The organism is Streptomyces sp. NPDC046303 (assembly GCF_055588085.1).
Genome location: NZ_JBVJFA010000027.1, coordinates 80348 through 105416, shown reverse-complemented (window position 1 = coordinate 105416; position 25069 = coordinate 80348). Strand labels below are relative to the sequence as shown.

20 protein-coding genes are annotated in these 25069 nt (G+C 71.4%); 7 read left to right on the top strand and 13 right to left on the bottom strand.

Going from position 1 to position 25069, the window contains the following annotated elements; genetic code table 11:
- Window positions 1-409: 409 nt before the first annotated feature.
- The 3 genes from ACZ6I1_RS25935 to thyX all read right to left on the bottom strand — a co-directional run bounded on the left by ACZ6I1_RS25935 (window position 410) and on the right by thyX (window position 4048).
- The gene (locus tag ACZ6I1_RS25935) at window positions 410-2095 is read right to left on the bottom strand and encodes a ribonuclease J (protein WP_469290989.1); all 1686 of its coding nucleotides are present in this window, start codon (window positions 2093-2095) and stop codon (window positions 410-412) included.
- Window positions 2096-2207: 112 nt separating this feature from the next.
- Window positions 2208-3107: a 4-hydroxy-tetrahydrodipicolinate synthase gene (gene dapA / locus ACZ6I1_RS25930; RefSeq protein WP_469290987.1), complete on the bottom strand. Its 900-nt coding sequence runs from the start codon at window positions 3105-3107 to the stop codon at window positions 2208-2210.
- Window positions 3108-3307: 200 nt separating this feature from the next.
- Window positions 3308-4048 carry an FAD-dependent thymidylate synthase gene (thyX, locus tag ACZ6I1_RS25925; protein WP_469290985.1) on the bottom strand — a complete coding sequence of 247 codons (741 nt, stop codon included), beginning with the start codon at window positions 4046-4048 and terminating at the stop codon, window positions 3308-3310.
- 165 nt (window positions 4049-4213) lie between these two features.
- Between thyX and ACZ6I1_RS25920 the strand changes: the two genes are divergently transcribed.
- Together ACZ6I1_RS25920 and ACZ6I1_RS25915 are read left to right on the top strand one after the other, a co-directional pair.
- Window positions 4214-4453, top strand: coding sequence for a hypothetical protein (locus ACZ6I1_RS25920; protein WP_469290984.1), 240 nt, complete (start codon window positions 4214-4216; stop codon window positions 4451-4453).
- 48 nt (window positions 4454-4501) lie between these two features.
- Window positions 4502-5062, top strand: coding sequence for a PH domain-containing protein (locus tag ACZ6I1_RS25915; RefSeq protein WP_469290982.1), 561 nt, complete (start codon window positions 4502-4504; stop codon window positions 5060-5062).
- Window positions 5063-5119: 57 nt separating this feature from the next.
- Here the strand turns inward: ACZ6I1_RS25915 and ACZ6I1_RS25910 are convergent, their stop codons facing one another.
- From ACZ6I1_RS25910 to eccD, 6 genes are all read right to left on the bottom strand, one after another.
- Complete coding sequence (locus ACZ6I1_RS25910; RefSeq protein WP_469290981.1) at window positions 5120-5566, bottom strand: hypothetical protein; 447 nt, start codon at window positions 5564-5566, stop codon at window positions 5120-5122.
- Between the two features lie 15 nt (window positions 5567-5581).
- The gene (gene dapB / locus ACZ6I1_RS25905; protein ID WP_469290979.1) at window positions 5582-6334 is read right to left on the bottom strand and encodes a 4-hydroxy-tetrahydrodipicolinate reductase; all 753 of its coding nucleotides are present in this window, start codon (window positions 6332-6334) and stop codon (window positions 5582-5584) included.
- Window positions 6335-6362: 28 nt separating this feature from the next.
- Window positions 6363-7742 carry a M16 family metallopeptidase gene (locus ACZ6I1_RS25900; RefSeq protein WP_469290977.1) on the bottom strand — a complete coding sequence of 460 codons (1380 nt, stop codon included), beginning with the start codon at window positions 7740-7742 and terminating at the stop codon, window positions 6363-6365.
- Window positions 7739-9970, bottom strand: a complete 2232-nt coding sequence (locus tag ACZ6I1_RS25895) for a polyribonucleotide nucleotidyltransferase (RefSeq protein ID WP_469291000.1) — start codon at window positions 9968-9970, stop codon at window positions 7739-7741. The genes ACZ6I1_RS25900 and ACZ6I1_RS25895 overlap by 4 nt, the downstream gene beginning before the upstream one ends.
- 303 nt (window positions 9971-10273) lie before the next feature.
- Window positions 10274-10561 (bottom strand): 30S ribosomal protein S15, encoded by a 288-nt coding sequence (gene rpsO / locus ACZ6I1_RS25890; RefSeq protein ID WP_007266917.1) that lies wholly within the window; start codon window positions 10559-10561, stop codon window positions 10274-10276.
- Between the two features lie 171 nt (window positions 10562-10732).
- The gene (gene eccD, locus ACZ6I1_RS25885; RefSeq protein WP_469290975.1) at window positions 10733-12250 is read right to left on the bottom strand and encodes a type VII secretion integral membrane protein EccD; all 1518 of its coding nucleotides are present in this window, start codon (window positions 12248-12250) and stop codon (window positions 10733-10735) included.
- Window positions 12251-12446: 196 nt separating this feature from the next.
- Here eccD and eccCa point away from each other — a divergent pair, with 196 nt between their 5' ends.
- Window positions 12447-16415, top strand: a complete 3969-nt coding sequence (gene eccCa / locus ACZ6I1_RS25880) for a type VII secretion protein EccCa (RefSeq protein ID WP_469290973.1) — start codon at window positions 12447-12449, stop codon at window positions 16413-16415.
- 77 nt (window positions 16416-16492) lie between these two features.
- Window positions 16493-16738 carry a DUF397 domain-containing protein gene (locus ACZ6I1_RS25875; RefSeq protein WP_351288755.1) on the top strand — a complete coding sequence of 82 codons (246 nt, stop codon included), beginning with the start codon at window positions 16493-16495 and terminating at the stop codon, window positions 16736-16738.
- 87 nt (window positions 16739-16825) lie between these two features.
- Here ACZ6I1_RS25875 and ACZ6I1_RS25870 read toward each other — a convergent pair whose 3' ends face one another.
- From ACZ6I1_RS25870 to eccB, 4 genes are all read right to left on the bottom strand, one after another.
- The gene (locus ACZ6I1_RS25870; RefSeq protein ID WP_469290971.1) at window positions 16826-17134 is read right to left on the bottom strand and encodes a WXG100 family type VII secretion target; all 309 of its coding nucleotides are present in this window, start codon (window positions 17132-17134) and stop codon (window positions 16826-16828) included.
- Between the two features lie 42 nt (window positions 17135-17176).
- Window positions 17177-17527 (bottom strand): WXG100 family type VII secretion target, encoded by a 351-nt coding sequence (locus ACZ6I1_RS25865; protein ID WP_469290969.1) that lies wholly within the window; start codon window positions 17525-17527, stop codon window positions 17177-17179.
- Window positions 17528-17740: 213 nt separating this feature from the next.
- Window positions 17741-18982, bottom strand: coding sequence for a type VII secretion-associated serine protease mycosin (gene mycP / locus ACZ6I1_RS25860; protein ID WP_469290998.1), 1242 nt, complete (start codon window positions 18980-18982; stop codon window positions 17741-17743).
- Window positions 18983-19002: 20 nt separating this feature from the next.
- Window positions 19003-20592, bottom strand: a complete 1590-nt coding sequence (gene eccB, locus ACZ6I1_RS25855) for a type VII secretion protein EccB (protein WP_469290967.1) — start codon at window positions 20590-20592, stop codon at window positions 19003-19005.
- Window positions 20593-20868: 276 nt separating this feature from the next.
- Between eccB and eccE the strand changes: the two genes are divergently transcribed.
- From eccE to ACZ6I1_RS25840, 3 genes are all read left to right on the top strand, one after another.
- Window positions 20869-22143: a type VII secretion protein EccE gene (eccE, locus tag ACZ6I1_RS25850; RefSeq protein ID WP_469290965.1), complete on the top strand. Its 1275-nt coding sequence runs from the start codon at window positions 20869-20871 to the stop codon at window positions 22141-22143.
- Complete coding sequence (locus ACZ6I1_RS25845; protein ID WP_469290963.1) at window positions 22140-22838, top strand: hypothetical protein; 699 nt, start codon at window positions 22140-22142, stop codon at window positions 22836-22838. Before eccE ends, ACZ6I1_RS25845 begins: the two co-directional genes overlap by 4 nt.
- Before the next feature lie 111 nt (window positions 22839-22949).
- Window positions 22950-25058, top strand: a complete 2109-nt coding sequence (locus ACZ6I1_RS25840; RefSeq protein WP_469290961.1) for an SCO5717 family growth-regulating ATPase — start codon at window positions 22950-22952, stop codon at window positions 25056-25058.
- Window positions 25059-25069 lie beyond the last annotated feature (11 nt).

Below are 25069 nucleotides of genomic sequence, written 5' to 3'. Positions count from 1 at the left end.
GGAACGGACGCTTCCTTTGTACTCACCCTCTCGGGCTTTCCTCCGGGCTTTCGTTCTGTTCTTGCGTTTCCGACTCTATCAGACTCTTTCGGGCCCGATTTCCTCGGTGCTTTCCAGGTCCAGACGCTTTCGCGCTTTTCCTTTTCGGCGGTTCCGACTCTATCAGATTCATTTCCCTGCCGTTTCCGGCTGGATTGGAATTCCGATGGCCTTCGGGGGGCCTTTCCCTTTCGGGTGGACCAGACTTTATCAGGTCTCCTTGGTCTGGATTCCCACGCGCCCGCATGACGCGGCCGGACACACGTGTGCGCCCGGTTGTCGTGCTGGGGTGGAGACGTAAACGTACTGGAGCGGGGCCCCCGGATGCAAATCCGGTTGCCCCGCTCCGGTGACGTCGCTACGGCGGGGGTCAGACCTCGACGACGACGGGGAGGATCATCGGGCGGCGGCGGTAGCTGTCCGACACCCACTTGCCCATCGTGCGGCGGATGAGCTGCTGGATCTGGTGCGGCTCGGCCACGCCGTCGGCGGCGGCCCTGGCGATGGCTTCCTCGATCTTCGCGACGACCGGGCCGAAGGCCGAGTCCTCGATGCCGGAGCCGCGGGCCTGGATGTTCGGGCCGCTGACGACCTTGCCCGTGGTGCTGTCGACCACGACGTAGACCGAGACGATGCCCTCGTCGCCGAGGATCCGGCGGTCCTTGAGCGAGGCCTCGGTGACGTCGCCGACCGAGAGGCCGTCCACGTACACGTAGCCGGCCTGCACCTTGCCGGAGATCCGGGCCTTGCCGTCGATCAGGTCGACGACCACGCCGTCCTCGGCGATGACGATGCGGTCCTTCGGGACGCCCGTCATGGCACCGAGCTCGGCGTTGGCGCGCAGGTGGCGCCATTCGCCGTGGACCGGCATCAGGTTCCGCGGCTTGCAGATGTTGTAGAAGTACAGCAGCTCGCCCGCGGAGGCGTGGCCGGAAACGTGCACCTTGGCGTTGCCCTTGTGCACGACGTTGGCGCCCCAGCGGGTCAGGCCGTTGATCACGCGGTAGACCGCGTTCTCGTTGCCCGGGATCAGGGACGACGCCAGGATCACGGTGTCGCCGGGGACGATCCGGATCTGGTGGTCGCGGTTGGCCATGCGGGACAGGGCCGCCATCGGCTCGCCCTGGGAACCCGTGCAGACCAGGACGACCTCGTGGGCCGGCAGGTCGTCGAGGGTCTTGACGTCCACGACGAGACCCGGCGGGACCTTCAGGTAACCCAGGTCGCGGGCGATGCCCATGTTGCGGACCATCGAGCGCCCGACGAAGGCGACCCGGCGGCCGTACTCGTGGGCCGCGTCGAGGATCTGCTGGATGCGGTGCACGTGGCTGGCGAAGCTGGCCACGATGATCCGGTTGTGGGCGTTCGCGAAGACCGTGCGCAGGACGTTGGAGATCTCCCGCTCCGGCGGGACGAAGCCCGGGACCTCGGCGTTCGTCGAGTCGGAGAGGAGGAGGTCGATGCCCTCCTCGCTCAGACGCGCGAAGGCGTGCAGGTCGGTGAGGCGCTTGTCCAGCGGAAGCTGGTCCATCTTGAAGTCGCCGGTGGCCACGACCAGGCCCGCGGGCGTCCGGATCGCGACGGCCAGGGCGTCGGGGATGGAGTGGTTGACGGCGATGAACTCGCAGTCGAAGGGGCCCAGGTTCTCGCGCTCGCCTTCCTTCACCTCGAGGGTGTAGGGGCGGATGCGGTGCTCCTGGAGCTTCGCCTCGATGAGGGCCAGCGTCAGCTTGGAGCCGATCAGCGGGATGTCCGGCTTCTCCCGCAGGAGGTAGGGGACGGCCCCGATGTGGTCCTCGTGACCGTGCGTGAGCACGATGCCGTCGATGTCGTCGAGACGGTCCCGGATGGACGTGAAGTCCGGCAGGATCAGGTCGATGCCCGGCTGCTCCTCCTCGGGGAAGAGGACGCCGCAGTCGACGATCAGCAGACGGCCGTCGAACTCGAAGACGGTCATGTTGCGGCCGATCTCGCCGAGGCCGCCCAGGGGGGTGACCCGCAGGCCGCCCTTGGGCAGCTTCGGCGGCGGACCGAGTTCAGGATGCGGATGGCTCAAAAGTCTCTCCTCACCACACGCGCCACGTGCCTGAAGGCACGTGGCGCGCATGACATTCGTGCACTTGCTGTTGTCTGTTTCGGTCGTGCTTGTTCAGTTGTGAAGTCTGTTGTCAGAGCTGTACCCCGCCGGCGGCGAGATCGCGCTTGAGCTGCTCCGTCTCCTCGGCGGTCAGCTCGATCAGCGGGAGCCGCAGCGGGCCCGCGGGCAGGCCCTGCAGGTTCAGCGCACTCTTGGTGGTCATCACGCCCTGGGTGCGGAACATGCCGGTGAAGACCGGGAGCAGCTTCTGGTGGATCTCGGTGGCCTTCTGGACGTCTCCGCCCAGGTGGGCCTCCAGCATGGCGCGCAGCTCGGGGGTGACCACGTGGCCGACCACGGAGACGAAGCCGGCCGCGCCGATCGACAGGAGCGGCAGGTTCAGCATGTCGTCGCCGGAGTACCAGGCCAGGCCGCTCTGCGCGATGGCCCAGCCGGCTCGGCCGAGGTCGCCCTTGGCGTCCTTGTTGGCAACGATACGGGGGTGCTCGGCCAGCCGGACGAGAGTTTCCGTCTCGATCGGGACACCGCTGCGGCCGGGGATGTCGTAGAGCATGACCGGCAGGCCGGTGGCGTCCGCGATCGCCGTGAAATGCCGGTAGAGGCCCTCCTGCGGCGGCTTGCTGTAGTACGGGGTGACGGCGAGCAGGCCGTGGGCGCCGGTGCGCTCCGCCTGGCGGGCGAGCTCGAGGGTGTGGCGGGTGTCGTTCGTGCCGATGCCGGCGACCACGTGGGCGCGGTCTCCGACGGCTTCGAGGACGGCTCGTACGAGGTCGTTTTTCTCCGCGTCGGTGGTGGTCGGCGACTCACCGGTGGTGCCGTTGATGATCAGGCCGTCGTTGCCTGCGTCCACCAAGTGGACGGCGAGCTGCTGCGCGCCGTCGAGGTCGAGTGCGCCATCCGCCGTGAACGGCGTGATCATGGCGGTGAGGACCCGCCCGAAGGGGGTCTGCGGAGTCGAGATCGGAGCCATGGGTAACACGCTACTCGCTGCCATGCTCGCAGTGTCCCCTCGGGGGACGTGGGTCCGAGTGTTGGACACCGGCACTGCCTGCTCGGGGGTTCAAGCAGTGCCGGGTCCGTTTGATCAGCCTAGATGAACTTTACGAAACGCCGCAATACGGACACTTAGGACTTGAGTCGCACATGCGTGCGTTACGCATGTATCAGGCCTTACGGGGCAACGCGACCGTTGGCGTTGAAGGCCGCGTACGTGAGCGGCATGAGCTTCGCCCAGTGCCGCTCCATCTTCTCGCCGACCATCTCGATCTCCCGCTGCGGGAAGGACGGCACCTTCGCGAGCTCGTGCTGGGTCCGCAGGCCGAGGAAGTGCATGAGCGAGCGGGCGTTGCAGGTGGCGTACATCGAGGAGAAAAGCCCGACCGGCAGGACCGAACGGGCAACCTCGCGGGCCACGCCCGCGGCGAGCATCTCCTGGTAGGCCTCGTAGGCCTGCCGGTACGAGTCCTCCATGACCCGGCCGGTCAGCTCCTGCTGCGCCTCGGTGCCCTCGACGAAGACGTACTTGCCCGGGCGGCCCTCCTGGACGAGCTTGCGCTCGGCGTCCGGGACGTAGAAGACCGGCTCGAGCTCCCTGTAGCGACCGGATTCCTCGTTGTAGGACCAGCCGACGCGGTGCCTCATGAACTCCCTGAACACGAAGATCGGGGCGCTGATGAAGAAGGTCATCGAGTTGTGCTCGAAGGGGCTGCCGTGGCGGTCCCGCATCAGGTAGTTGATCAGGCCCTTGGAGCGCTCCGGATCCTTCTGCAGCTCCTCGAGGGACTGCTCGCCGGCCGTGGAGACGCGGGCGGCCCAGAGCACGTCGGAGTCGGCGGCGGAGTGCTTCACCAGCTCCACCGTCACCTCGCTGCGGAAGCTGGGTTTCAGATCTGAAGCGGTGGTCTCGCTCACCGGGGGTCCTTCCAAACGTGCGTCCTGGGGCGCGCCCACTCTACGTCGCCGCCTGCGGCCCTCGGTGCCATGGATTTTCGTTAATGTGCCCAAACCCGGCACCGATTGGGCCTCTGGGACGTCCTACGTAAGAGAACGCACACCGATCGTGAGGAGAGTGGCCCCATGTTCCGCCGACGGGAAGCCGTCCCGTTCGCCTTCGTCGCCGAGGCCGACCGCTTCCGCAGCAACGTCACTCCGCCGCCGCGCGAGCGCCTGAGCAAGACCCAGCTCGCCGCCCGTAGTCTGGTCGGGCTGACCGTGGTTGCCGGGCTGGCCGGCTCGCTGGTCTTCGGCATGCCCGCACTGCAGCCGAGCAAGGCACCGGAGAAGTCGCAGCAGTCGGAGGCCTCCCAGGGGCGGTAGCCTCACGGTCACAGCCCAACCGAACGTGCATGTGAGTGAGGTCCAGCCGTGCCCCTGCCCTTCCTGACGGCCGACGGTGTGTCCCAGACGGACGACTACGGCGATGAGGTGCCGGACCATGCCGACCACGACCGCTGGCGGCGCCCCTACCGGCCGGGCCCCTGGCGGGTGGGCGTCGCCGCGCTGCTGCTCCTGCTGTCGGCGTTCATGCTGCTGTCGACGATGATCGTCGCCTTCGCCGGCGCCTGGGGCGGGGCCACGGTCTGCCTCGTCGCCGCTCTCGCCGTCATCGGTTCGGCGCTGCGGCTGCTGCGCGCGGGCGTCTGGGTGAGCCGTACGGGACTGCGCCGGGTGGGGTTCTTCGGGACCCGCTCGATCGCGTGGAGCGAGATCACCGAGCTGCGCACGGTGCAGCAGCCGGTGCGCTGGCTGGGTCTGCCGCGGACCGTGCAGGGGCAGGCCCTGACCGTGGCCACGCGCGGGGGCTCGGAGCTGCCGGCGCTGCTGACCGACCACAACGCCGATTTCCTGTCGCGGGCCGAGGCCTTCGACCGGGCCGCCGACACGGTCGGGGCCTGGGCCGACGAGTACCGGCCCGCGCTCGCCTGATCCGACGCCCCACGCGCACGGGAAGCCCGTACGGCCGTCAGGCCCGTACGGGCGGACTCACCGGGCCGGGCTGTCATGCAGGGCGATCGCGCGCTGCATGGCCTTGCGGGCCCGCGGGGTGTCACGGGCGTCGTGGTAGGCGACGGCGAGCCGGAACCAGCTGCGCCAGTCCCCCGGCGCATCCTCGGTCTCGGCCTTGCGGCGCGCGAAGACCTCGTCGGCGGAGTCCCGCAGGATCCGCCCGTACTGGTCCCGCTCCAGCTCGTCCACGGGCAGCCCGCCCTCGGCCTCCAGCTCGGTCGCGAGCTGGTTGGCCCTGGTGACGAACTGGGTGTTCTTCCAGAGGAACCAGACGCCGATGACCGGCAGGACCAGCACGGCCGCACCGAAGGTGACGGTGAGCCAGGTGCCCTGCCGGATCAGCATCAGGCCCCGGCTGCCGACCAGGACGAAGTAGACGACCAGGACGGCGGCCGTGAGGAAGTACGTGATCTTCGCGCGCATGGGAGGACTACCGGATCAGCCGAGGTCGAGGAAGTGTTCCAGGCCGAAGGTGAGGCCCGGGGTCTGCGTCACACGGCGGGCGCCGAGCAGGATGCCCGGCATGAAGCTGCTGTGGTGCAGGGAGTCGTGACGGATGGTCAGGGTTTCGCCCTCGCCGCCGAGCAGCACCTCCTGGTGGGCCAGCAGGCCGCGCAGGCGGACCGCGTGCACCGGGACGCCGTCGACGTCCGCGCCGCGGGCGCCGTCGAGTGCGGTGGCGGTGGCGTCGGGCTGGGCGCCGAGGCCGGCCTCGGCCCGGGCGGCCGCGATGAGCTGCGCCGTGCGGGTCGCGGTGCCCGAGGGGGCGTCGACCTTGTTCGGGTGGTGCAGCTCGACGACCTCGACGGACTCGAAGTAGCGGGCGGCCTGGGCGGCGAACTTCATGGTGAGGACCGCGCCGATGGAGAAGTTCGGCGCGATGAGCACACCGGTGCCGGGCGAAGCGGCGAGCCAGGTGTCCAGCTGGGCGAGGCGGTCCTCGGTCCATCCGGTGGTGCCGACCACTCCGTGGATGCCGTGGCGGATGAGGAAGTCCAGGTTCTCCATCACCGAGGCGGGGGTGGTCAGCTCGACGGCGACCTGGGCGCCGGCCTCGGCCAGCGTCTCCAGTTTGTCGCCGCGGCCGAGGGCGGCCACCAGTTCCATGTCGTCCGCGGCCTCGACCGCCTTGACCGCTTCGGAGCCGATGCGGCCCTGTGCGCCGAGGACTGCCACGCGCAGCTTGCTCATGTTGCTTGCTTCCTTACGTGCGTACGGACTAGGCGACCGCTTCGTCGAGACGGGCCGCCTGCTTCTCCTTCAGCGGGCCGATCGCCGCGAGCGAGGGCCGTTGGGCCAGTACATCCTGTGCGACCGCGCGGACGTCGTCCGGGGTCACGGAGGCGATCCGGGCCAGCATGTCGTCGACCGACATCTGGTCGCCCCAGCAGAGCTCGCTCTTGCCGATCCGGTTCATGATCGCGCCGGTGTCCTCCAGGCCGAGGACGGTCCCGCCGGAGAGCTGGCCGATGGCCCGCTTGATCTCCTCGTCGCCGAGTCCGTCGGAGGCGACCTTGTCGAGCTCGTCTCGGCAGATCCGGAGCACGTCGTGGACCTGGTTGGGGCGGCAGCCCGCGTAGACGCCGAAGAGGCCGGTGTCGGCGAAGGCCGAGGTGTACGAGTACACGCTGTAGGCCAGGCCCCGCTTCTCCCGGACCTCCTGGAAGAGGCGGGAGGACATGCCGCCGCCCAGGGCGGTGTTCAGCACGCCCATCGCCCAGCGCCGCTCGTCGGTGCGGGCGAGGCCGGGCATGCCGAGGACCACGTGGGCCTGCTCGGTCTTGCGGCCCACCAGCTCCACGCGGCCGGAGGTGCGGATGCGCCGGGTGCCGGTGCGCGGGCCGATCGGCTCGGCGTCGGTGCGGGTCAGTGCGCCGGCCTTCTCGAAGGCGGCGCGGACCTGGCGCACCACCTTGTTGTGGTCGACGTTGCCGGCGGCGGCCACCACGAGGTGGGTCGGGTCGTAGTGCTTCTTGTAGAAGCGGCGGATCCGGTCGGCGCCCAGGGCGTTGATCGTGTCCACGGTTCCGAGGACGGGCCGGCCCAGGGGGGTGTCCCCGTACATGGTCTGCGCGAACAGGTCGTGGACCATGTCGCCCGGGTCGTCCTCGGTCATCGCGATCTCTTCGAGGATGACGCCGCGCTCGGCGTCGACGTCCTCCTCGCGGATCAGCGAGCCGGTGAGCATGTCGCAGACCACGTCGATGGCCAGCGGCAGGTCGGTGTCGAGCACCCGGGCGTAGTAGCAGGTGTACTCCTTCGCCGTGAAGGCGTTCATCTCGCCGCCGACCGCGTCGATCGCGGAGGAGATGTCGAGGGCGCTGCGCTGGGCGGTGCCCTTGAAGAGGAGGTGCTCCAGGTAGTGCGTGGCGCCGTTCAGGGTGGGCGTCTCGTCACGGGAGCCGACGTGCGCCCAGATGCCGAAGGTGGCGGAGCGGACGGAGGGCAGCGTCTCGGTGACGATGCGCAGTCCGCCGGGCAGGACGGTGCGCCGGACGGTGCCGATGCCGTTCTGCCCCTTGAGAAGGGTTTGGGTACGGGCGACGGCCCGCCCCTCCGAAGAGGGGCGGGCCGTCACACGGGAACTACGCGACATCACTTGTCGGAGTCGTCCTTGTCAGCGTCATTGTCGGCGTCACCTGCAGATTCGCCGTCGATCACGGGGATCAGGGAGAGCTTGCCGCGCTGGTCGATCTCGGCGATCTCCACCTGGACCTTGGAGCCGACCGCGAGCACGTCCTCGACGTTCTCCACGCGCTTGCCACCGGCGAGCTTGCGGATCTGCGAGATGTGCAGCAGGCCGTCCTTGCCCGGGAGCAGGGAGACGAAGGCACCGAAGGTGGTGGTCTTGACGACCGTACCCAGGTAGCGCTCGCCGACCTCCGGCATGGTCGGGTTGGCGATGCTGTTGATCGTGGCGCGGGCGGCCTCGGCGGCCGGGCCGTCGGAGGCACCGATGTAGATGGTGCCGTCGTCCTCGATCGTGATCTCGGCGCCGGTGTCCTCCTGGATCTGGTTGATCATCTTGCCCTTGGGGCCGATGACCTCACCGATCTTGTCCACCGGGATCTTGACGGTGATGATCCGGGGGGCGAACGGGGACATGGCGTCCGGGGTGTCGATCGCTTCCATCATCACGTCGAGGATGTGGAGGCGGGCGTCGCGGGCCTGCTTGAGGGCCGCGGCCAGGACGGAGGCCGGGATGCCGTCCAGCTTGGTGTCGAGCTGGAGCGCGGTGACGAACTCCTTGGTGCCGGCGACCTTGAAGTCCATGTCGCCGAAGGCGTCCTCCGCACCGAGGATGTCGGTGAGGGCGACGTAGTGGGTCTTGCCGTCGATCTCCTGGGAGATCAGGCCCATGGCGATGCCGGCGACGGGGGCCTTGAGGGGCACACCGGCGTTCAGCAGCGACATGGTGGAGGCGCAGACCGAGCCCATGGACGTCGAACCGTTGGAGCCGAGGGCCTCGGACACCTGGCGGATCGCGTACGGGAACTCCTCGCGGGTCGGGAGGACCGGCACGATCGCGCGCTCGGCGAGCGCGCCGTGGCCGATCTCGCGGCGCTTCGGCGAACCGACGCGGCCGGTCTCACCGACGGAGTACGGCGGGAAGTTGTAGTTGTGCATGTAGCGCTTGCGGGTCACCGGGGAGAGGGTGTCCAGCTGCTGCTCCATGCGGAGCATGTTGAGGGTGGTGACGCCCAGGATCTGGGTCTCGCCACGCTCGAACAGCGCCGAGCCGTGCACGCGCGGGATGGCCTCGACCTCGGCGGCGAGGGTACGGATGTCCGTGATCCCGCGGCCGTCGATGCGGACCTTGTCCTTGATGACGCGCTCGCGCACCAGGGCCTTGGTCAGGCTGCGGTAGGCGGCGGAGATCTCCTTCTCGCGGCCCTCGAAGGCCGGGAGGAGCTTCTCGGCGGCGATCTCCTTGACGCGGTCCAGCTCGGTCTCGCGGTCCTGCTTGCCCGCGATGGTCAGCGCCTGGGAGAGCTCGCCCTTGACGGCGGCCGCGAGGGCCTCGTACACGTCGTCCTGGTAGTCCAGGAAAACCGGGAACTCGCCCTCGGGCTTGGCGGCCTTGGCGGCCAGGTCGGCCTGGGCCTTGCAGAGGACCTTGATGAACGGCTTCGCGGCGTCGAGACCCGCGGCCACGACCTCCTCCGTCGGCGCCTCGGCGCCGCCCTTGACGAGGGCGATGGTCTTCTCGGTGGCCTCGGCCTCGACCATCATGATCGCGACGTCGCCGTCCTCCAGGACGCGGCCCGCGACGACCATGTCGAAGACGGCGTCCTCGAGCTCGGTGTGCGTCGGGAAGGCCACCCACTGGCCGCGGATCAGCGCGACGCGGACGCCGCCGATCGGGCCGGAGAAGGGCAGGCCGGCCAGCTGGGTGGACGCGGACGCGGCGTTGATCGCGATGACGTCGTACAGGTGGTCCGGGTTGAGCGCCATGATCGTGGCGACGACCTGGATCTCGTTGCGCAGGCCCTTCTTGAAGGACGGGCGCAGCGGGCGGTCGATCAGGCGGCAGGTGAGGATCGCGTCCTCGGAGGGCCGGCCCTCGCGGCGGAAGAAGGAGCCGGGGATCTTGCCGGCGGCGTACTGCCGCTCCTCGACGTCCACCGTCAGGGGGAAGAAGTCGAGCTGGTCCTTGGGCTTCTTCGACGCGGTGGTCGCGGAAAGCACCATCGTGTCGTCGTCCAGGTAGGCAACGGCGGAGCCAGCGGCCTGGCGGGCCAGACGGCCCGTCTCGAAGCGGATGGTGCGGGTGCCGAAGGTGCCGTTGTCAATGACGGCCTCGGCGTAGTGGGTCTCGTTCTCCACTAGCGTTTTCTCCATATTCGTCGTCTCCGTCCGCCGCCCGTGTGGCGGTGGACGGTGCGGAGAAGCGCGCCTTGGGTGCGGGCCGGTCTTCGATCGAAGCACCCGGTTCGGTGCCCGTGGGGCATTCCGGGTGCCACTACCGAGGACCGGCGGCGTAGGGAGGGCGCTCCTCCTCTTCAGTTGTGCGCGTCTGACTCAGACGCGCACGTGCGTCGTTTCCAGACTACAAAGGGTCCGGTGCGGTCCGCACGTACAGCAAAGGGAGCGGCCCCCGGATGTGGGAACCGCTCCCTTCACAGCGCTTTACTTGGCGCCGGCCGCACCGCGGCGGATGCCGAGGCGCTCGACCAGCGTACGGAAGCGCTGGATGTCCTTCTTGGCCAGGTACTGCAGCAGGCGGCGACGCTGGCCGACCAGGATCAGCAGACCACGACGGGAGTGGTGGTCGTGCTTGTGCGTCTTGAGGTGCTCGGTCAGGTCAGAGATGCGGCGGGACAGCATCGCGACCTGGACCTCGGGGGAGCCGGTGTCGCCCTCCTTGGCACCAAACTCTGCGATGATCTGCTTCTTCGTAGCGGCGTCGAGCGGCACGCGTACTCCTCGTTTAGGTCTTCGTTGCCACCGAGTGCCCCAGGTCGAATTCTCTGGGGATCTTCCGTAACTCGGGAGGCGGGGTCCGCTGAGCGCAGCCTCCAGAGAGTTCCGGGGGCGCGTACACAAACGGCCGTCACACAGCGTACCAGGCTGCCGGGTCGCGGCGTCTCAGCTGGTGAGAGCGCGGGCCCGGGAGTAGACGTCCAGCACGGCCAGGGCCAGGGGGACCAGGCTGAGCAGGACCGCCGCCTCGGTGAGGTCGAGCAGCCTTCCCCAGAAGGGTGACAGGCCCTTGCGCGGGATGACAAGCGCAATTCCCGCGAGGAGGGCCGCACCGGCGGCGACGGCGGCGGTCAGCCAGATCGTGCGGAGCTCCAGGCCGCTGTGGTCCTGCTTCAGGACCAGGGCCTCCATCAGGTCGGCCGGCGGGTGCAGGGCCAGGCCCAGGATCAGCAGGGCTACGGCGACGATCCCGGCGGTCAGCGCGCACACCACCTGGGAGGTGTAGCGGAAGAGCCGGGCGCGCAGCAGCATGGCGAGGCCGGTGGCGAGGGCCAGCAGCCGGCCCCAGGTGTTGTCGGAGAAACCGAGGACGGCGGCGGCCCCCACGGCGACGGCGGCGCAGCCGCCGACCAGGCCGAGGAGCATCTCGTGGCCGCGGCGGGCCTGGGCGGCGATCGCCTCGGCGTCGAGCGGGGCGCCCTGGTCGTGCTGGTCGGGACCGGACTGGTCGCCGTACGGGTCGGCCTCGTAGCGGTCGGGGGTGCCTGCGTGGTCGACGTACTCCTCCGTGGCGCTCCGCGGGGCGGCGTAGCCGATCGGCAGGCGGGCGAAGCGGGCGGAGAGGCCGGGCAGGAAGGCGACGAGGCCGATCGCGACGGGTGCGCACGCGGCGGCGGTGGCGGTCGCGGAGGCCTCGGTGGCGATGGCCGTGAAGGTGGCCAGGGTGCCGGTGGCGGCGACGAAGGTGGCCGCGACGAAGGGGGCGTCGCCGCTGGGGGTGAGGGCGACCAGGGCCACGGAGGCGACGAGGACGCAGACGCAGCCGAGCAGGAACTGGAGGCGGCCCGGTCCCTGGCCGGCGGCGGGGGCGATGATCCCGCTGCCGGCGATCAGCAGGTGCGGGAGGGCGCTGAGGCCGAGGGCGACGGCGGAGCCGCGGTCGCGGTAGACGCGGGCGCGGACGCCGGCCACGGCGGTGAGCAGGACGCCGACGGCGGCCGCGATGATCCCGGGCAGGCCGTGCATGTCGTGGCGCAGGGGGTCGGCGTACCAGAGGACGAATCCGAGCATGACGAGGAGCAGTGCGGCTCCGGCGAGGCCGGCGCCGCGCAGCATGTCGTCGCTCCAGCGGTGCCGGTCGCGGACGACGGCCGAGGCGACGGCGTCGGAGACGTCGTCGAAGACGGCGGGCGGCAGGGACTCGGCGAAGGGGCGCAGGCTGAGCACCTCGCCGTCGAGGACCTGCTGGGCGGCGAGGGTGCGGGCGCCGTCGAGGACGGTGCCGGAGCGGCGTACGAGGTGGAAGCCGGTCGGTGCGCCGACGGGCTGGGTCTGGCCGGTGAGGCGCAGCAGCTCGGGGTAGACGTCGGCGACGGCGATGTCCTCGGGGAGGGCGACGTCGATCCGGCTGTCGGGAGCCACGACGGTGACCCTGCAAAAACCCGTCGCCCCGGCCGTACTCACCTGTGTGACCCCCCGTGTAGGTGCCCGCGGAGGCGGGCGATTCGCGGATGCGCATGCTGCGCGCGTCACCCTACCGGGCTCTTGCCCGACTGTCGGCAAGTAGGATCACCGTCGCGTGGAGGAGACCCCCTCCGCGCCCGGGACTTGGGGGCGCCGGATGCGGTGTCCCGTCCGTTTTCGAGGGATTGATGCTCCGGTGAGCCAGATCGTCGTCAAACGACCGCCGCGGTCCCTGCCGCCCGAAGTGCCTTCGGACGAGCTGCGGCTGGAGGCGCCGCCGGAGCTTCCCCGGGGGCAGCAGGAGGGCATGCTGATGCAGCTCCTGCCGATGCTCGGCATGGGCTCTTCCGCCGTGTTCTTCTTCATGCCGGGCGCCGCGCCGTTCATGCGCATCATGGGTGTGCTGATGCTCGCGTCGACGGTGGCGATGGTCGTGGCGCAGCTGGTGCGGCACCGCCGGGGTACGCAGGGGCAAATGGCCGATGTGCGCCGGGACTACCTCAAATACCTTGCGCAGACGCGCCGTCAGGTGCGCCGGACCGCGCGGGCGCAGCGCGACGCGCAGTTGTACCTGCACCCTGCTCCGGACCAGTTGTGGTCGGTGGTGGCCGAGGGGTCGCGGCTGTGGGAACGGCGGGTGGGCGACCCGGACTTCGGCCAGGCGCGGCTCGGGCTGGGCTCGCAGCGTCTGGCGACTCCGCTGGTGGCGCCGGACACGGCGCCGGTGGACGAGCTGGAGCCGTTGACGGCGGGCGCGATGCAGCGGTTCCTGAAGGTGCACTCCTCGCTGGACGGGCTGCCGATGGCGGTGTCGATCCGGGCGTTCTACCACGTGACCGTGTCGGGTGAGGCGGAGTCGGCGCGCGGTACGGCGCGGGCGCTGGTGGCGCAGCTGGCGACGCTGCACTCCCCCGAGGACCTGGTGGTGGCCGTGGTGGCCGCGCCGGGCGCGGTGCCGTCGTGGGACTGGACGAAGTGGCTGCCGCACACGCAGGTACCCGGGCAGGTGGACGGGGCCGGTACGAAGCGGCTGTTCGGCGACGACCTGGGTGAGCTGGAGGGGCTGCTGGCGCCCCGGCTGGAGGGGCGGCCGCGGTTCAGCCGTGAGGTGTCGCCGGTGCTGGACCAGCCGCACCTGGTGGTGGTCCTGGACACCAACTCGCCCCGCGGCGGTCTCGTGCCGCCGGACTCGGTGTTCGCGGCCGCGGAGGGTTTGCAGGGTGTGACCATCGTGGAGGTGGTCGCGGGCGAGCTGGACGAGCCGCGCGGGGGGCTGTCGGTCGTGGTGCGGCCGGGCCGGCTGCGCCTGGAGTCGGGCGCGGGCGTCGCGTACGAGGGCACGCCGGACACCCTGTCGCTGCCCGCGGCGGAGGCGCTGGCCCGCCAGCTGGCCCCGCTGCGCACGGGCGGCGGGGACGACGACGAGCCGCTGCTGGCCAACCTGGACTTCACGGACCTGCTGAACCTGGGCGACGCGGCCGCCGTGGACGTGGCCCGCACCTGGCGGCCGCGGTCGGCCGGCGAGCGGCTGCGCGTGCCGATCGGTGTCGGCGAGGACGGGACCCCGGTGATGCTGGACCTCAAGGAGGCCGCGCAGGAGGGCATGGGTCCGCACGGCCTGTGCGTGGGTGCGACGGGTTCCGGCAAGTCGGAACTGCTGCGCACCCTCGTGCTGGGTCTGGCGGTCACGCACACCTCGGAGACGCTGAACTTCGTCCTCGCCGACTTCAAGGGCGGTGCGACCTTCACCGGCATGGGGCAGATGCCGCACGTGGCGGCCGTCATCACCAACCTGGCGGACGATCTGACGCTCGTGGACCGGATGGGCGACTCGATCCGCGGCGAGCTGCAGCGCCGGCAGGAGCTGCTGCGCGCCGCGGGCAACTACGCGAACATCCACGACTATGAGAAGGCCCGCGCGGCCGGCGCCCCGCTGGAGCCGCTGGCCTCGCTGGTACTGGTCATCGACGAGTTCAGCGAGCTGCTGACGGCGAAGCCGGACTTCATCGACATGTTCATCCAGATCGGCCGGATCGGCCGGTCGCTGGGCGTGCACCTGCTGCTGGCCTCGCAGCGGCTGGAGGAGGGCAAGCTGCGCGGGCTGGACACGTACCTCTCGTACCGGATCGGTCTGCGGACCTTCTCGGCGGCGGAGTCGCGGACGGCGATCGGTGTGCCGGACGCCTACCACCTGCCGTCGGTGCCCGGTTCGGGCTATCTGAAGTTCGGTACGGACGAGATGACCCGCTTCAAGGCGGCGTACGTCTCGGGCACCTACCGCTCGGGCGGGCCGGACCTGTCGGTGGGCCTGTTCCCGGTGGAGCGGCGGCCCGCACTGTTCACCGCGGCGCCGGTGCCGGTGGTGTACGCGGCTCCCGATCCGGCGTACCTGGCGGCGCAGTCGGCGCGGGAGGACGACGCGCTCGCCGACACGGTGCTGGACGTGATCGTGAGCCGGCTGGAGGGGCAGGGCGTGCCGGCGCACCAGGTGTGGCTGCCGCCGCTGGACCAGGCTCCGCCGCTGGACCAGTTGCTGCCGGCGCTGGCGCCGAGCGCCGAGCGCGGGCTGCACGCGGAGGGGTACACGCGGCCCGGCGGGCTCGTCGTACCGCTCGGCCTCATCGACAAGCCGTTCGAGCAGCGGCGCGAGGTGCTGTACCGGGACTTCTCGGGTGCGGCGGGCCACATGATGGTGGTGGGCGGTCCGCAGTCGGGCAAGTCCACGCTGATGCGGACGCTGATCTCCTCGTTCGCGCTCACGCACACTCCGCGCGAAGTGCAGTTCTACGGCCTGGACTTCGGCGGTGGCAGCCTGTCGTCGGTCGCCGAGCTGCCGCACGTGGGCGGGATCGCCTCGCGGCTGGACCCGGAGCGGGTGCGCCGTACCGTCGCGGAGGTGGGGGGCATCCTCAACCGCCGCGAGGAGTTCTTCCGCGCGAACAACATCGACTCGATCGGTACGTACCGGCGCCGGCGGGCGGCGGGCGAGCTGCCCGGCGAGCCGTGGGGCGACGTGTTCCTGGTCGTGGACGGCTGGGGCGGTTTCCGCGGCGAGTACGAGGGCCTGGAGCAGGTGGTCACGGACATCGCCGCGCGCGGCCTGGGCTACGGCATCCACGTGGTGATCACCGCGGCGCGGTACATGGAGGTGCGCGCGGCGCTCAAGGACCAGATGCTCAGCCGCCTGGAGCTGCGGCTCGGCGACGTCATGGACTCGGAGTTCGACCGGAAGGTCGCGGCGAACGTCCCCACCGGGATGCCGGGCCGCGGCCAGGTCCCGGAGAAGCTGCACTTCCTGGGCGCGCTCCCGCGGATCGACGGCTCGCACGACCCGGCGGACCTGTCGGAGGCCACGGCCGCGTTCGTGGACGCGGTGAAACGGCACTGGGCGGGGGCCGCGGCCCCCGGGGTGCGGCTGCTGCCGCGGCTGCTCCATGCCGACCAGCTGCCCAGGGGCGGGGACCAGCCCGGCCGCGGGATCGCGATCGGCATCGACGAGACGGACCTGGAGCCGGTGTTCGTCGACTTCGACACCGACCCCTTCCTCCTCGTCTTCGGCGAGAGCGAGTCGGGCAAGACGAACCTGCTGCGGCTCATCGCCCGGCAGATCTCGGAGCGTTACACGCCGGAACAGGCGCGCCTGGTCGTGGGCGACTACCGGCGGGGCCTGCTCGGGGCGCTTCCGGAGGCGCATCTGCTGGAGTACGCGCCGATGGCGAGCTCGCTGCAGATGCACATGGAGGCGCTGGGCGGGGTGTTCTCCCGCCGGCAGCCGCCGAACGACGTCACTCCGCAGCAGTTGCGCGACCGCAGCTGGTGGACGGGTCCGGACGTGTTCATCCTCATCGACGACTTCGACCTGGTGGCCACGAGCCAGGGCAATCCGCTGGCACCGCTGGTGGAGTTCCTGCCCTTCGCCCGGGACACGGGCGTGCGCTTCGTCATCGCGCGGAACTCGGCGGGCGCCTCGCGGTCGATGTACGAGCCGTTCATGCAGCGGATCAAGGAGCTGGGCGCGCAGGGCGTCGTCCTGTCCGGCGATCCCTCCGAGGGCGATCTGATCGGCACCGTGCGGCCGCGTCCGATGCCGCCGGGCCGGGCGTACTTCTCCTCGCGCCGGCGCGGTACCTCGCTGGTGCAGCTCGGGCGGATGCCGGGGATGTGAGCAAAGCCGTCCCCCCGGGCGGCGCAGGGCCGATAATCGGCGGTGAAGACCGCGCCACCGAGGGGAAAGGCCGCACCATGGGCACCCAGCAGGAGAAGGACGAGCTGTACGCGCTCGACATCAGCGGCGTGGAGTGGGAGGGCCCGCCCGGGACCAGCCCCGACGAGGAGCGGGTCGAGATCGCCCGGCTGCCCGAGGGTGCGGTGGCCATGCGGTCCTCGCTGGACCGGGAGACGGTGCTGCGGTACACCGCGGCGGAGTGGGAGGCCTTCGTGCTCGGCGCCCGGGACGGCGAGTTCGACCTCGACCGCCACCGGCCCTGAGCGGCCCGGCGGGACGGCAGTGCACGGCGAAGGGGCGCGCCCGGTGCGGGCGCGCCCCTTCGGCGCGTACGGGCTCGGCGGCGAGGCTCAGTAGGCCTCGGTGAACAGGCGCGAGGCCTTCACGTCGGTGGCGCGGTAGTCGCCCTTGCCCTGCTCGATGAGCTTGGCGACCGTCTCGAGCTTCTTCTGCATCTCGTCGGCGATGCGCTTGTACTTGGTCTGGAGGGTGACGTACTCGCGGTGCGCCTCACCGTCCCAGGTGTCGGTGACCACCTTCACGGCCTGCTCCATCTCGGCCAGGTCCTTGATGATGTTGTTCGACACGACGCGGATGCGGTCCGCCATCTGCTGGACGGTTTCGTACCGTACCCGGGTGTTGCCGTCGTTTGCGGACATGCTCTTCTCCTTCGCTCGGGTGGTGGCTGGGAACGACGCCGGTCAGATGCCGTCGAGGCCGGAGCGGGCGCCGCCCGTGCCGCCGCCGGAGGGGGCCACGGCGCGGAAGGCCGCGCGCACGTCCTCGTCCTGGGCGTTGCTCAGGTTCTTGGTCTGCGAGACGGCGTTGTGCAGCACGCCGAGCAGCCGGCGGATCTCGTCGTGCTCGACGTTGAGGTCCGACTGGGCCTTGGCGAATCCGGCGGCGCCGACACCGGTCCAGCCGGCGCTGACGGTGGCGATGATGTCCGCCAGCTCGCGGGCCTGGGTGGTGACGGCGTTGGCCGTCTCGGAGATCCTGTTGGCCGCCTTGACGACCGGATCGTCCGCGAGACCGAAGGTGTTCATGGTCATCCGATGCTCCTCACTTCTCAATTCGCCGGCAGAACCGGCGGATTGCGTGGCGGAGCGGAGGTTCCCGGCACGGCGTTGAGTCACGCGCCCCGGACATCCCCCTCCGCTTCACGCGATCCCCCGATCACATTCGTGAAGCCTGCCGTCACTCTAGTCAGTTCAGCCTCACGGCCCAACACCAGTGGGTTGCTTCCGTAGACGAACTGTGACCGTTCACTGCAAACGGCGTCGGCGGTTCCGGGCATCCCGGACGACGGTCGCCGTCCCCGCGGTCACGGCGATCAGGACGGCGCCGATGCCCAGAGCGTACGTGCCCAACCGCTCCTCCCGCTCCTGGGCCGTCTCGGTGACCTGGAGCGCGGCCGCCTCCGGGGCGGCGGCCGGCGGCGGGCCGGGGTCCGGGACGGGCGCCTTGGGAGCCTCGCGGTCCTGGCTGAGCGCGCGCACCGGGTCGACGATCCCCCAGCCGACGTAGTCGTCGCGGCCCTTGACCGAGCGTTCGGCGGTGTTCTGGATCTGCCAGACGATCTGCTGCGCCGTCCAGTCCCCGTGCTTGGCGCGGAGCAGGGCGGCGACCCCGGCGACGTACGGGGCGGAGAAGCTGGTGCCGTTGTCGATGCACTGGCCGAAGCCCGGGACCGTGGAGACCATGTCGACGCCGGGCGCCGCCACCCCGATGAAGTCGCCCGGCTGGGAGAACGCGGCCCGCTCGTTGTTGCGGTCCGAGGCGCCCACGGCGAGCACGCCGGGGAAGGCCGCCGGGTAGGTCTTGCGCTTCTCGCCGCTCATTCCGTCGTTGCCCGCCGAGGCGATCACCACGACCTTGGCGTCGATGGCCTTCTGCACCGACTTGCCGAGCTCGGAGTCCGCGGTCAGCGGCACGTCGGTGTCCTGGGAGATGTTGATGACCTGGGCGCCCTTGGCGACCGCGTGGTCGATCGCCTGGCTCAGGGAGAGGGCGTTGCCCTTGCCCTGCCCGTCGTTCTGCCGGATCGGGATGATCGTGGCGTCCGGGGCCAGGCCGACGAAGCCGGTGCCCTCCTGGGGGCGGGCCGCGATCAGCCCGGCGACCTTGGTGCCGTGGCCGACGGTGTCGGTGGTGCCGTCGCCGCCCTTGGGGTCGATCAGGTCCTTGCCGGCGCCGATGTCGAGGGCGCCGCTCAGCTGCGGGTTCGCCCGGTCCACACCGGTGTCGATGACCGCGACGCGGACGCTGTTGCCGTTCTTGTCCTTGCCCTTGGTGTGGGCCCACAGCTCGTCGAGGAGGAGCCGCTGCAGGGCCCAGGGGCGGTCCGCGATCTGCTTCTTCATGGGGAAGGTGCACTCGCCGGCGCCGTCGGGGCGCAGGGTGTGCGGGGGCTCGGGCGGGGCGGCGGAGGCCGCGGGCGCGGCGGCGCAGACCCCGACGAGGGCGAAGGCTGCGGCGGCGAGCGGAGCGCGCCGCCGCCAGGGCATCCGGTTCATCGGCGGCTACCTCACGAACCCTGCGGCTGGCGGGCGGAGTTGGTGTCCAGCCGCGGGCCCTTGGAGAGGAACTCCGACCAGGCGATGGGCACCATGGCCGGGGTGACGCCCGCGTAGCCGAGCCGGATCTGCGCCTGGCTGGGCTCGGGGGCGCCGGGGGTGCCTCCCGCGGCGCCCTTCGCCTGCTGGTCGGGGGCGCCGATCTTCGACTGCTCGGCGTCGCTGTCGCCGTTGGCCTGGACGGCGTAGCGCAGGCCCGTGTCGGCGACCAGGAAGAGGGAGCCGCCGGCGGTGGTCTGCTTGCCCTGGATCTGCGTGTAGAGCAGCCCCGAGCCCGGGGTGACGTACGCGCTGGTGCCGCTGGCGGTGATGTCGATGGGGAAGCCGGTGCCGGCCCAGGTGCTCAGGGTCTGGTTGCCCTGGCCGTCGACGGTGCGCAGGACGTTGCAGACGGTGTCGCGGCCGCCGGGGCCGCCGGCCTGGGACGCGGCGGCCGGTGCGCTCTGGTTGACCCGCTCCGTCTTCCGCTGCGGCCACTTGAGGTCTCCGCCGAACGGGGCGGGGTCCGGGCTGAGGGCCTGGAGGTCGACCTCGCGGGCCTTGCCGTGCATGTTGAGGCCGTCGGTCGCGGGCGCGGAGATCAGCAGCCACGCGACGAACTCGGAGACCGGCGCGACCTTCCCGGGCAGGACGACGTAGTGCTGGGTGCCGGAGCCCGTCTGGGCGCTGAGCACCATGCCGACCTTGTTGTCCGCGGTGACCAGGCCCTTGACGTCGGCGTTGGCGCCGGCCTTGCCGGGCAGCTGCGGGAAGGACAGGTCGTCGCCGGAGTTGAGGGTGGCCAGCCACTGCTCGGTGACCGGCTGCGGGGTGGCGCCCGTACCGACGAGGGCGTTGGTCATCGTGCCCGCGGCCGGGGTGCCCTCGGGGAACTTGTACTTCGTGCCGGTCGCGTCGACGACGTAGCGCTCCTTGCCCGCGCCGGTGCTCTGCACGTACAGCATCTGGGTGTCGGTGAGCCTGCGCGGGTCGTCCGTCAGGTGCGCCTCGCGGTCGGCGAGCACGAACGTGGCGGTCTGCACTCCTCGGTTGTTGCCGCCCGGCTGCTGGCAGACGGCCCAGCGCTTGGGCTTGCCCGCGTCCTCCTTGGCGGGGAGCCGGTCGGGGGCGTACGGGATGCCGATGATGGGGCCGCGTGGCGGCTTGCCCGCGTCCAGGACCTTGTCGTCCACCTGGATCACCTTGAACTTCGAGGGATCCAGCAGCAGTCGGGCGGAGGCCAGGTTCAGGACCGGGTGCAGGCGGGTCTGGTCCTTGCCGTTCACCTTCGTCGTCAGGACCACGTAGCGGGTCGTCGACTGCTTGCCGACGATCACCTTGGTTCCGGGCTCCGCCCAGCCCTTGGGGGCCGTGGGCTTGAACATGCCCCAGGCGCCGAAGGCGGCGAGCAGGACGGCGGCGATGACCACGCCCGGGACGACCGCGCGCAGCGGGCGCGGAGCGCCCTCCTCGGTGCCCGTCGCGGACGGCTGGAGGAACGCCGCCACCGTGCGCCGCTTCGCAAAGGTGTACGCGTTGAGCTCATCACGTCGTGATGCCATGACCGTCTGCTTCTCCCCGCACGGCCCGGTCGGTGAGTACGGTCCCCGAGCCTCGTTTGTCGGACCGGGCACCTACTATGCCTCTTGACCGACGGTATGCAGGGGCCGGGTAGGGTGAGGTTGCCGCTCAGCGCCTTCCGCACCGCAGCATTCAGGGGTCATCAGGGCATCAGGGCTTGTTGGGGTGGATTGGGGAGGTTCCGGGGCCGTGCGGCTGCCGTCGCGCCGGGCCGGAACTCACGGGGTCTGGCCCTGGAAAGGGGAAGTGCGCGAGTGATGGCCACGGCAACGCAGCCGCAGACCGGCGCGGCCGCACCCGCACGCGGCGGAGTGACGCCGCATCCGAAGTCCAGCCCCGGCCGCTTCGGCCCGTTCCGATTGCAACAGCTCGTTCTGCTCCAGGTGGCCGCGGCCGTGCTGCTGGTGGCCTGGGTGGTCGAACCGGTGCTGCTGGTTCCCGCCGGCGCCCTCGCGCTCGTGCTGGTGATGCTCGCGGTCGTACGCCGGCACCAGCGCTCCCTGCCCGAGTGGATCGCCGGTGCGCTCGCCCTGCGCGCACGGCGCCGCCGGGCCGCGTCCCTCACCGTGCCCGCCGGTACGGAGCCCGGGCTGGCCCCGCTCGTCGAGGCCGATCCGGCGCTGCGCACCCTGACCTTCAGCGACCGCGACCGGCGGCCGGTCGGCATGATCGGCGACGGGACCTTCCTGACCGCGGTCGTCCAGGTGGACACGGACGCCACCGCGCTGCGGCCCGACCGCGGGGCGCGGCCGCTGCCGCTGGCCGTCGTACGGGACATCCTCGAAGTGGACGGGATCCGGCTGGAGTCCGCGCAGCTGGTGCAGCACACGCAGCCCGCGCCGGCCCCGCACCTGCCCGCCCAGTCGATGGCCACGCGCAACTACGCGCCGCTGCAGGCCCGGACCGGCACCCCGGCGGTGCGGCTCACCTGGATCGCGCTCAAGCTCGACCCGGAGCTGTGCCCCGAGGCGGTCACCGCGCGCGGCGGAGGGCTGGCGGGTGCCCAGCGGTGTGTGGTGCGGGCGGCCGACCAGTTGGCGAGCCGGCTGGCCGGGGCCGGTTTCACGGCCACCGTCCTGACCGAGCAGGAGCTCACCGCGGCGCTGGCCACCTCCTCGTGCGCGAACCCGATGGCCATCACCCAGGCAGGGCGCTCGGCCAGTACGGGACGGCGTACGGAGGAGACCCCGCGGACCTGGCGCTGCGACGACCGGCGGCACACCACGTACTGCATAGGCCGCTGGCCGCAGCTGGGCGGCGCGGGGGCGGCTCCGCTGCCGCAGTTCGTGGCGCTGCTGACCTCGCTGCCGGCCCTCGCGACGAACTTCAGCCTGACGCTGGCCCCGGCGGAGCGCCAGGGCGTGACGCTGACCGGGCACGTCCGGGTGACGGGACGCAGCGACGAGGAACTGGTCGCCGCCCGGCGCGAGTTGGAGCGGACGGCGCGGGGCGTGAAGACCGGGCTGGTCCGGCTCGACCGGGAACAGGTGCCGGGGCTGCTGGCTTCGCTGCCGCTGGGAGGTGCGCGATGAGGGGCGGTTTCGGGCTGGTCGGCCCGCGGCGGGAGCGCCATGTGGTGCCCGCGGTGGACCTCGACCTGCTCTCGCTGCCCGTCGGTGACGACGGGGTCGTCATCGGCGTGGACGCGGAGGGGCGGTCCGCGGTGCTCGGCGTCAACCGGCCCACACCGTACGAGGTGACGCTGATCGGCGGCCTGTGGACGGCGCAGGTGCTGGCGCTGCGCGCGGCGGCCACCGGTGCCCGGGTGGCGGTGGAGACCGGGCGCGCGCACGTATGGGCCGGACTGGCCCGCACGGCGGGCGGCGGGCAGCAGTGCGTGACCCTGCACGAGGTCGGCCGGGTGCCTCCGCAGGGCGCGTCGGCGGGCAGCCCGGTGCTGGTGATCCGGGACTGCGGGATGCGGCCGCCGCGCGGGCGCGTGGTGGCCGGGCCCTGGCAGTCGGTGCTGACGCTGCTGCCGTATCTGAGCCCGACGGCGCCCCGGCTGCTCCAGCAGTCCTCGCTGGTGGGCGTGCAGCGGGTGTCGCCGGACGAGGCGGAGCAGATCGGCCGGCTGATGAGCCTGCCGCGGCCCGCGGTGGATTCCCTGCCGACGCTCGGCGACGGGGTGACCCTGTGGTGCACGCCACGGGACCGGCAGTTCGTGATGACGCAGGGGACGGAAGCGGAGACGGGCTTGTTGGGCACGGCCCGGCGGATCGACTGAGCGCGGACAGGGCAGACGGGGGCGGACACCGGTACCGGGCCGCGATTAGGCTGAGCGTGGGCGCGGCGCGAGGTGGGCGCCGGACCAGTGTTCGACAGACCAGGAGGACCAGTGAACGGCGATCGGAACGAGAGGCGCGGCGGGACGTGGGACGTCCCGACGGACGATCAGTCCGACGCGGAGCCCGAGCTGACGGGCGAGTTCACCATCGACTACACCCCGCCGGCCTGGTACACGCAGGGCGCGGCTCCGGCCGCGCAGGTACCGGGGCTGCCCGAGGGCAGCGGCTTTGAGCCCCACCGCCCGTCGGACGTGGCCTCGCCCCCGACGATGCGGATGGCTCCGCCGGCTCCGCGGCCCCCGTCCGACGGTGCGGGCCTGCCCACCCCGGTGCCGCCTCAGGCCCCGGCCCCGGCCCCGGCCCCGGTCGAGCCTCCGGCTCCGGTCGACGCGGCCCCGCCGTTTCAGGCTCCGGCCATGACCCCGGTCGAGGTTCCGGCGTTCCGGGCCCCGGCCGAGGCCGAGGAGCCGGCACCGGCCGCTCCCCAGGCACCGGCGGAGGTCCCGGCCCGGATCGAGGCACCGGCGTACCCGGCGCTGGCGCTGCCTCAGGCCGAATCGCCCGCGCCCACGCCCGTCGAGGCCCCGGCCCCGGCCCCGGTCGAACCTCCGGCGTACCAGGCCCCGGCCCTTCCCCCGGCCGACGCACCCGCGCCCGTCGAGGCCCCGGCGCTGCCGCAGGCCGAGGCCGAGGCGCCCGCGCCCGCCGTGGAGCAGGCTGCGCCGGTCAGCCCTTCGGACGTACCGCACGCCGGTGCCGAGAACCCGTTCGGGGGACCCGGCGCTCAACTGCCGCCGCAGCCGCCCTCGTTCGCGGCCTCGGACGACTACACGTTCCAGCCGCCCGCTCCGGCTCCGGTCCCCCCGGCCCCGGCCCCGGTACCGCAGCACGATCCCCGCTCCGGCGTCCAGTGGCCCACGGGGGGACCGCAGCAACCACACCCGCAGCCCCCGCAGCCGCACGACCCCCGCTACTCCGGCCAGCCGGCCGGCGGGGCGCCGCTCGGCTACACGGCCGCCGTCGAGCTCTCCTCCGACCGCCTCCTGCGCAACAAGCAGAAGCCCAAGAGCAACAACAACAACGCCGGCGGCCGGTTCCGCTTCGGCGGCAAGGCGGCCGAAGCGGAGCGCCAGCGCAAGCTGGAGCTGATCCGCACCCCGGTCATGTCCTGCTACCGCATCGCCGTCATCAGCCTCAAGGGCGGCGTCGGCAAGACCACGACCACCACCGCCCTCGGCGCCACCCTCGCCACCGAGCGCCAGGACAAGATCCTGGCCATCGACGCGAACCCCGACGCCGGAACCCTCGGCCGTCGCGTGCGCCGCGAGACCGGGGCCACGATCCGGGACCTGGTCCAGGCGATCCCGTACCTGAACTCGTACATGGACATCCGCCGGTTCACCTCCCAGGCGCCCTCCGGCCTGGAGATCATCGCCAACGACGTGGACCCGGCCGTCTCGACGACCTTCAACGACGAGGACTACCGCCGCGTCATCGAGACGCTCGGCCGCCAGTACCCGATCATCCTCACCGACTCGGGCACCGGACTGCTCTACTCCGCCATGCGCGGGGTCCTGGACCTGGCCGACCAGCTCATCATCATCTCGACCCCGTCCGTGGACGGCGCCAGCAGCGCCAGCACCACCCTCGACTGGCTGTCCGCCCACGGGTACGCCGACCTCGTCTCCCGCTCGCTCACCGTCATCTCGGGGGTCCGCGAGACCGCCAAGATGATCAAGATCGAGGACATCGTGCAGCACTTCGAGACCCGCTGCCGCGGCGTCGTCGTCGTGCCGTTCGACGAGCACCTCGCGGCCGGGGCCGAAGTCGATCTGGACATGATGCGGCCCAAGACCCGCGAGGCCTACTTCAACCTCTCGGCCCTCGTGGCGGAGGACTTCCTGCGGGCCCAGCAGCAGGCCCCGCAGGGCCACTGGGGAGCCCCGCACCAGCAGCACCCGCAGCACCCCCAGCAGCCCCAACCGCAACAGCAGCCGCCGTACGGCCAGCCCCAGGCCCAGCCCCCGTACCAGCAGCCCCCGCAGCAGCCGTACCCGCAGCCCTACCCGCAGCCCGGCCAGCCCTGGCAGCAGCCCCCGGCCCCGCCGCAGCAGCAGCCTCAGCAGCCGCAGCAGCCTCGGGACCCGCGCCTCGGCTGACCGGCCGGCAG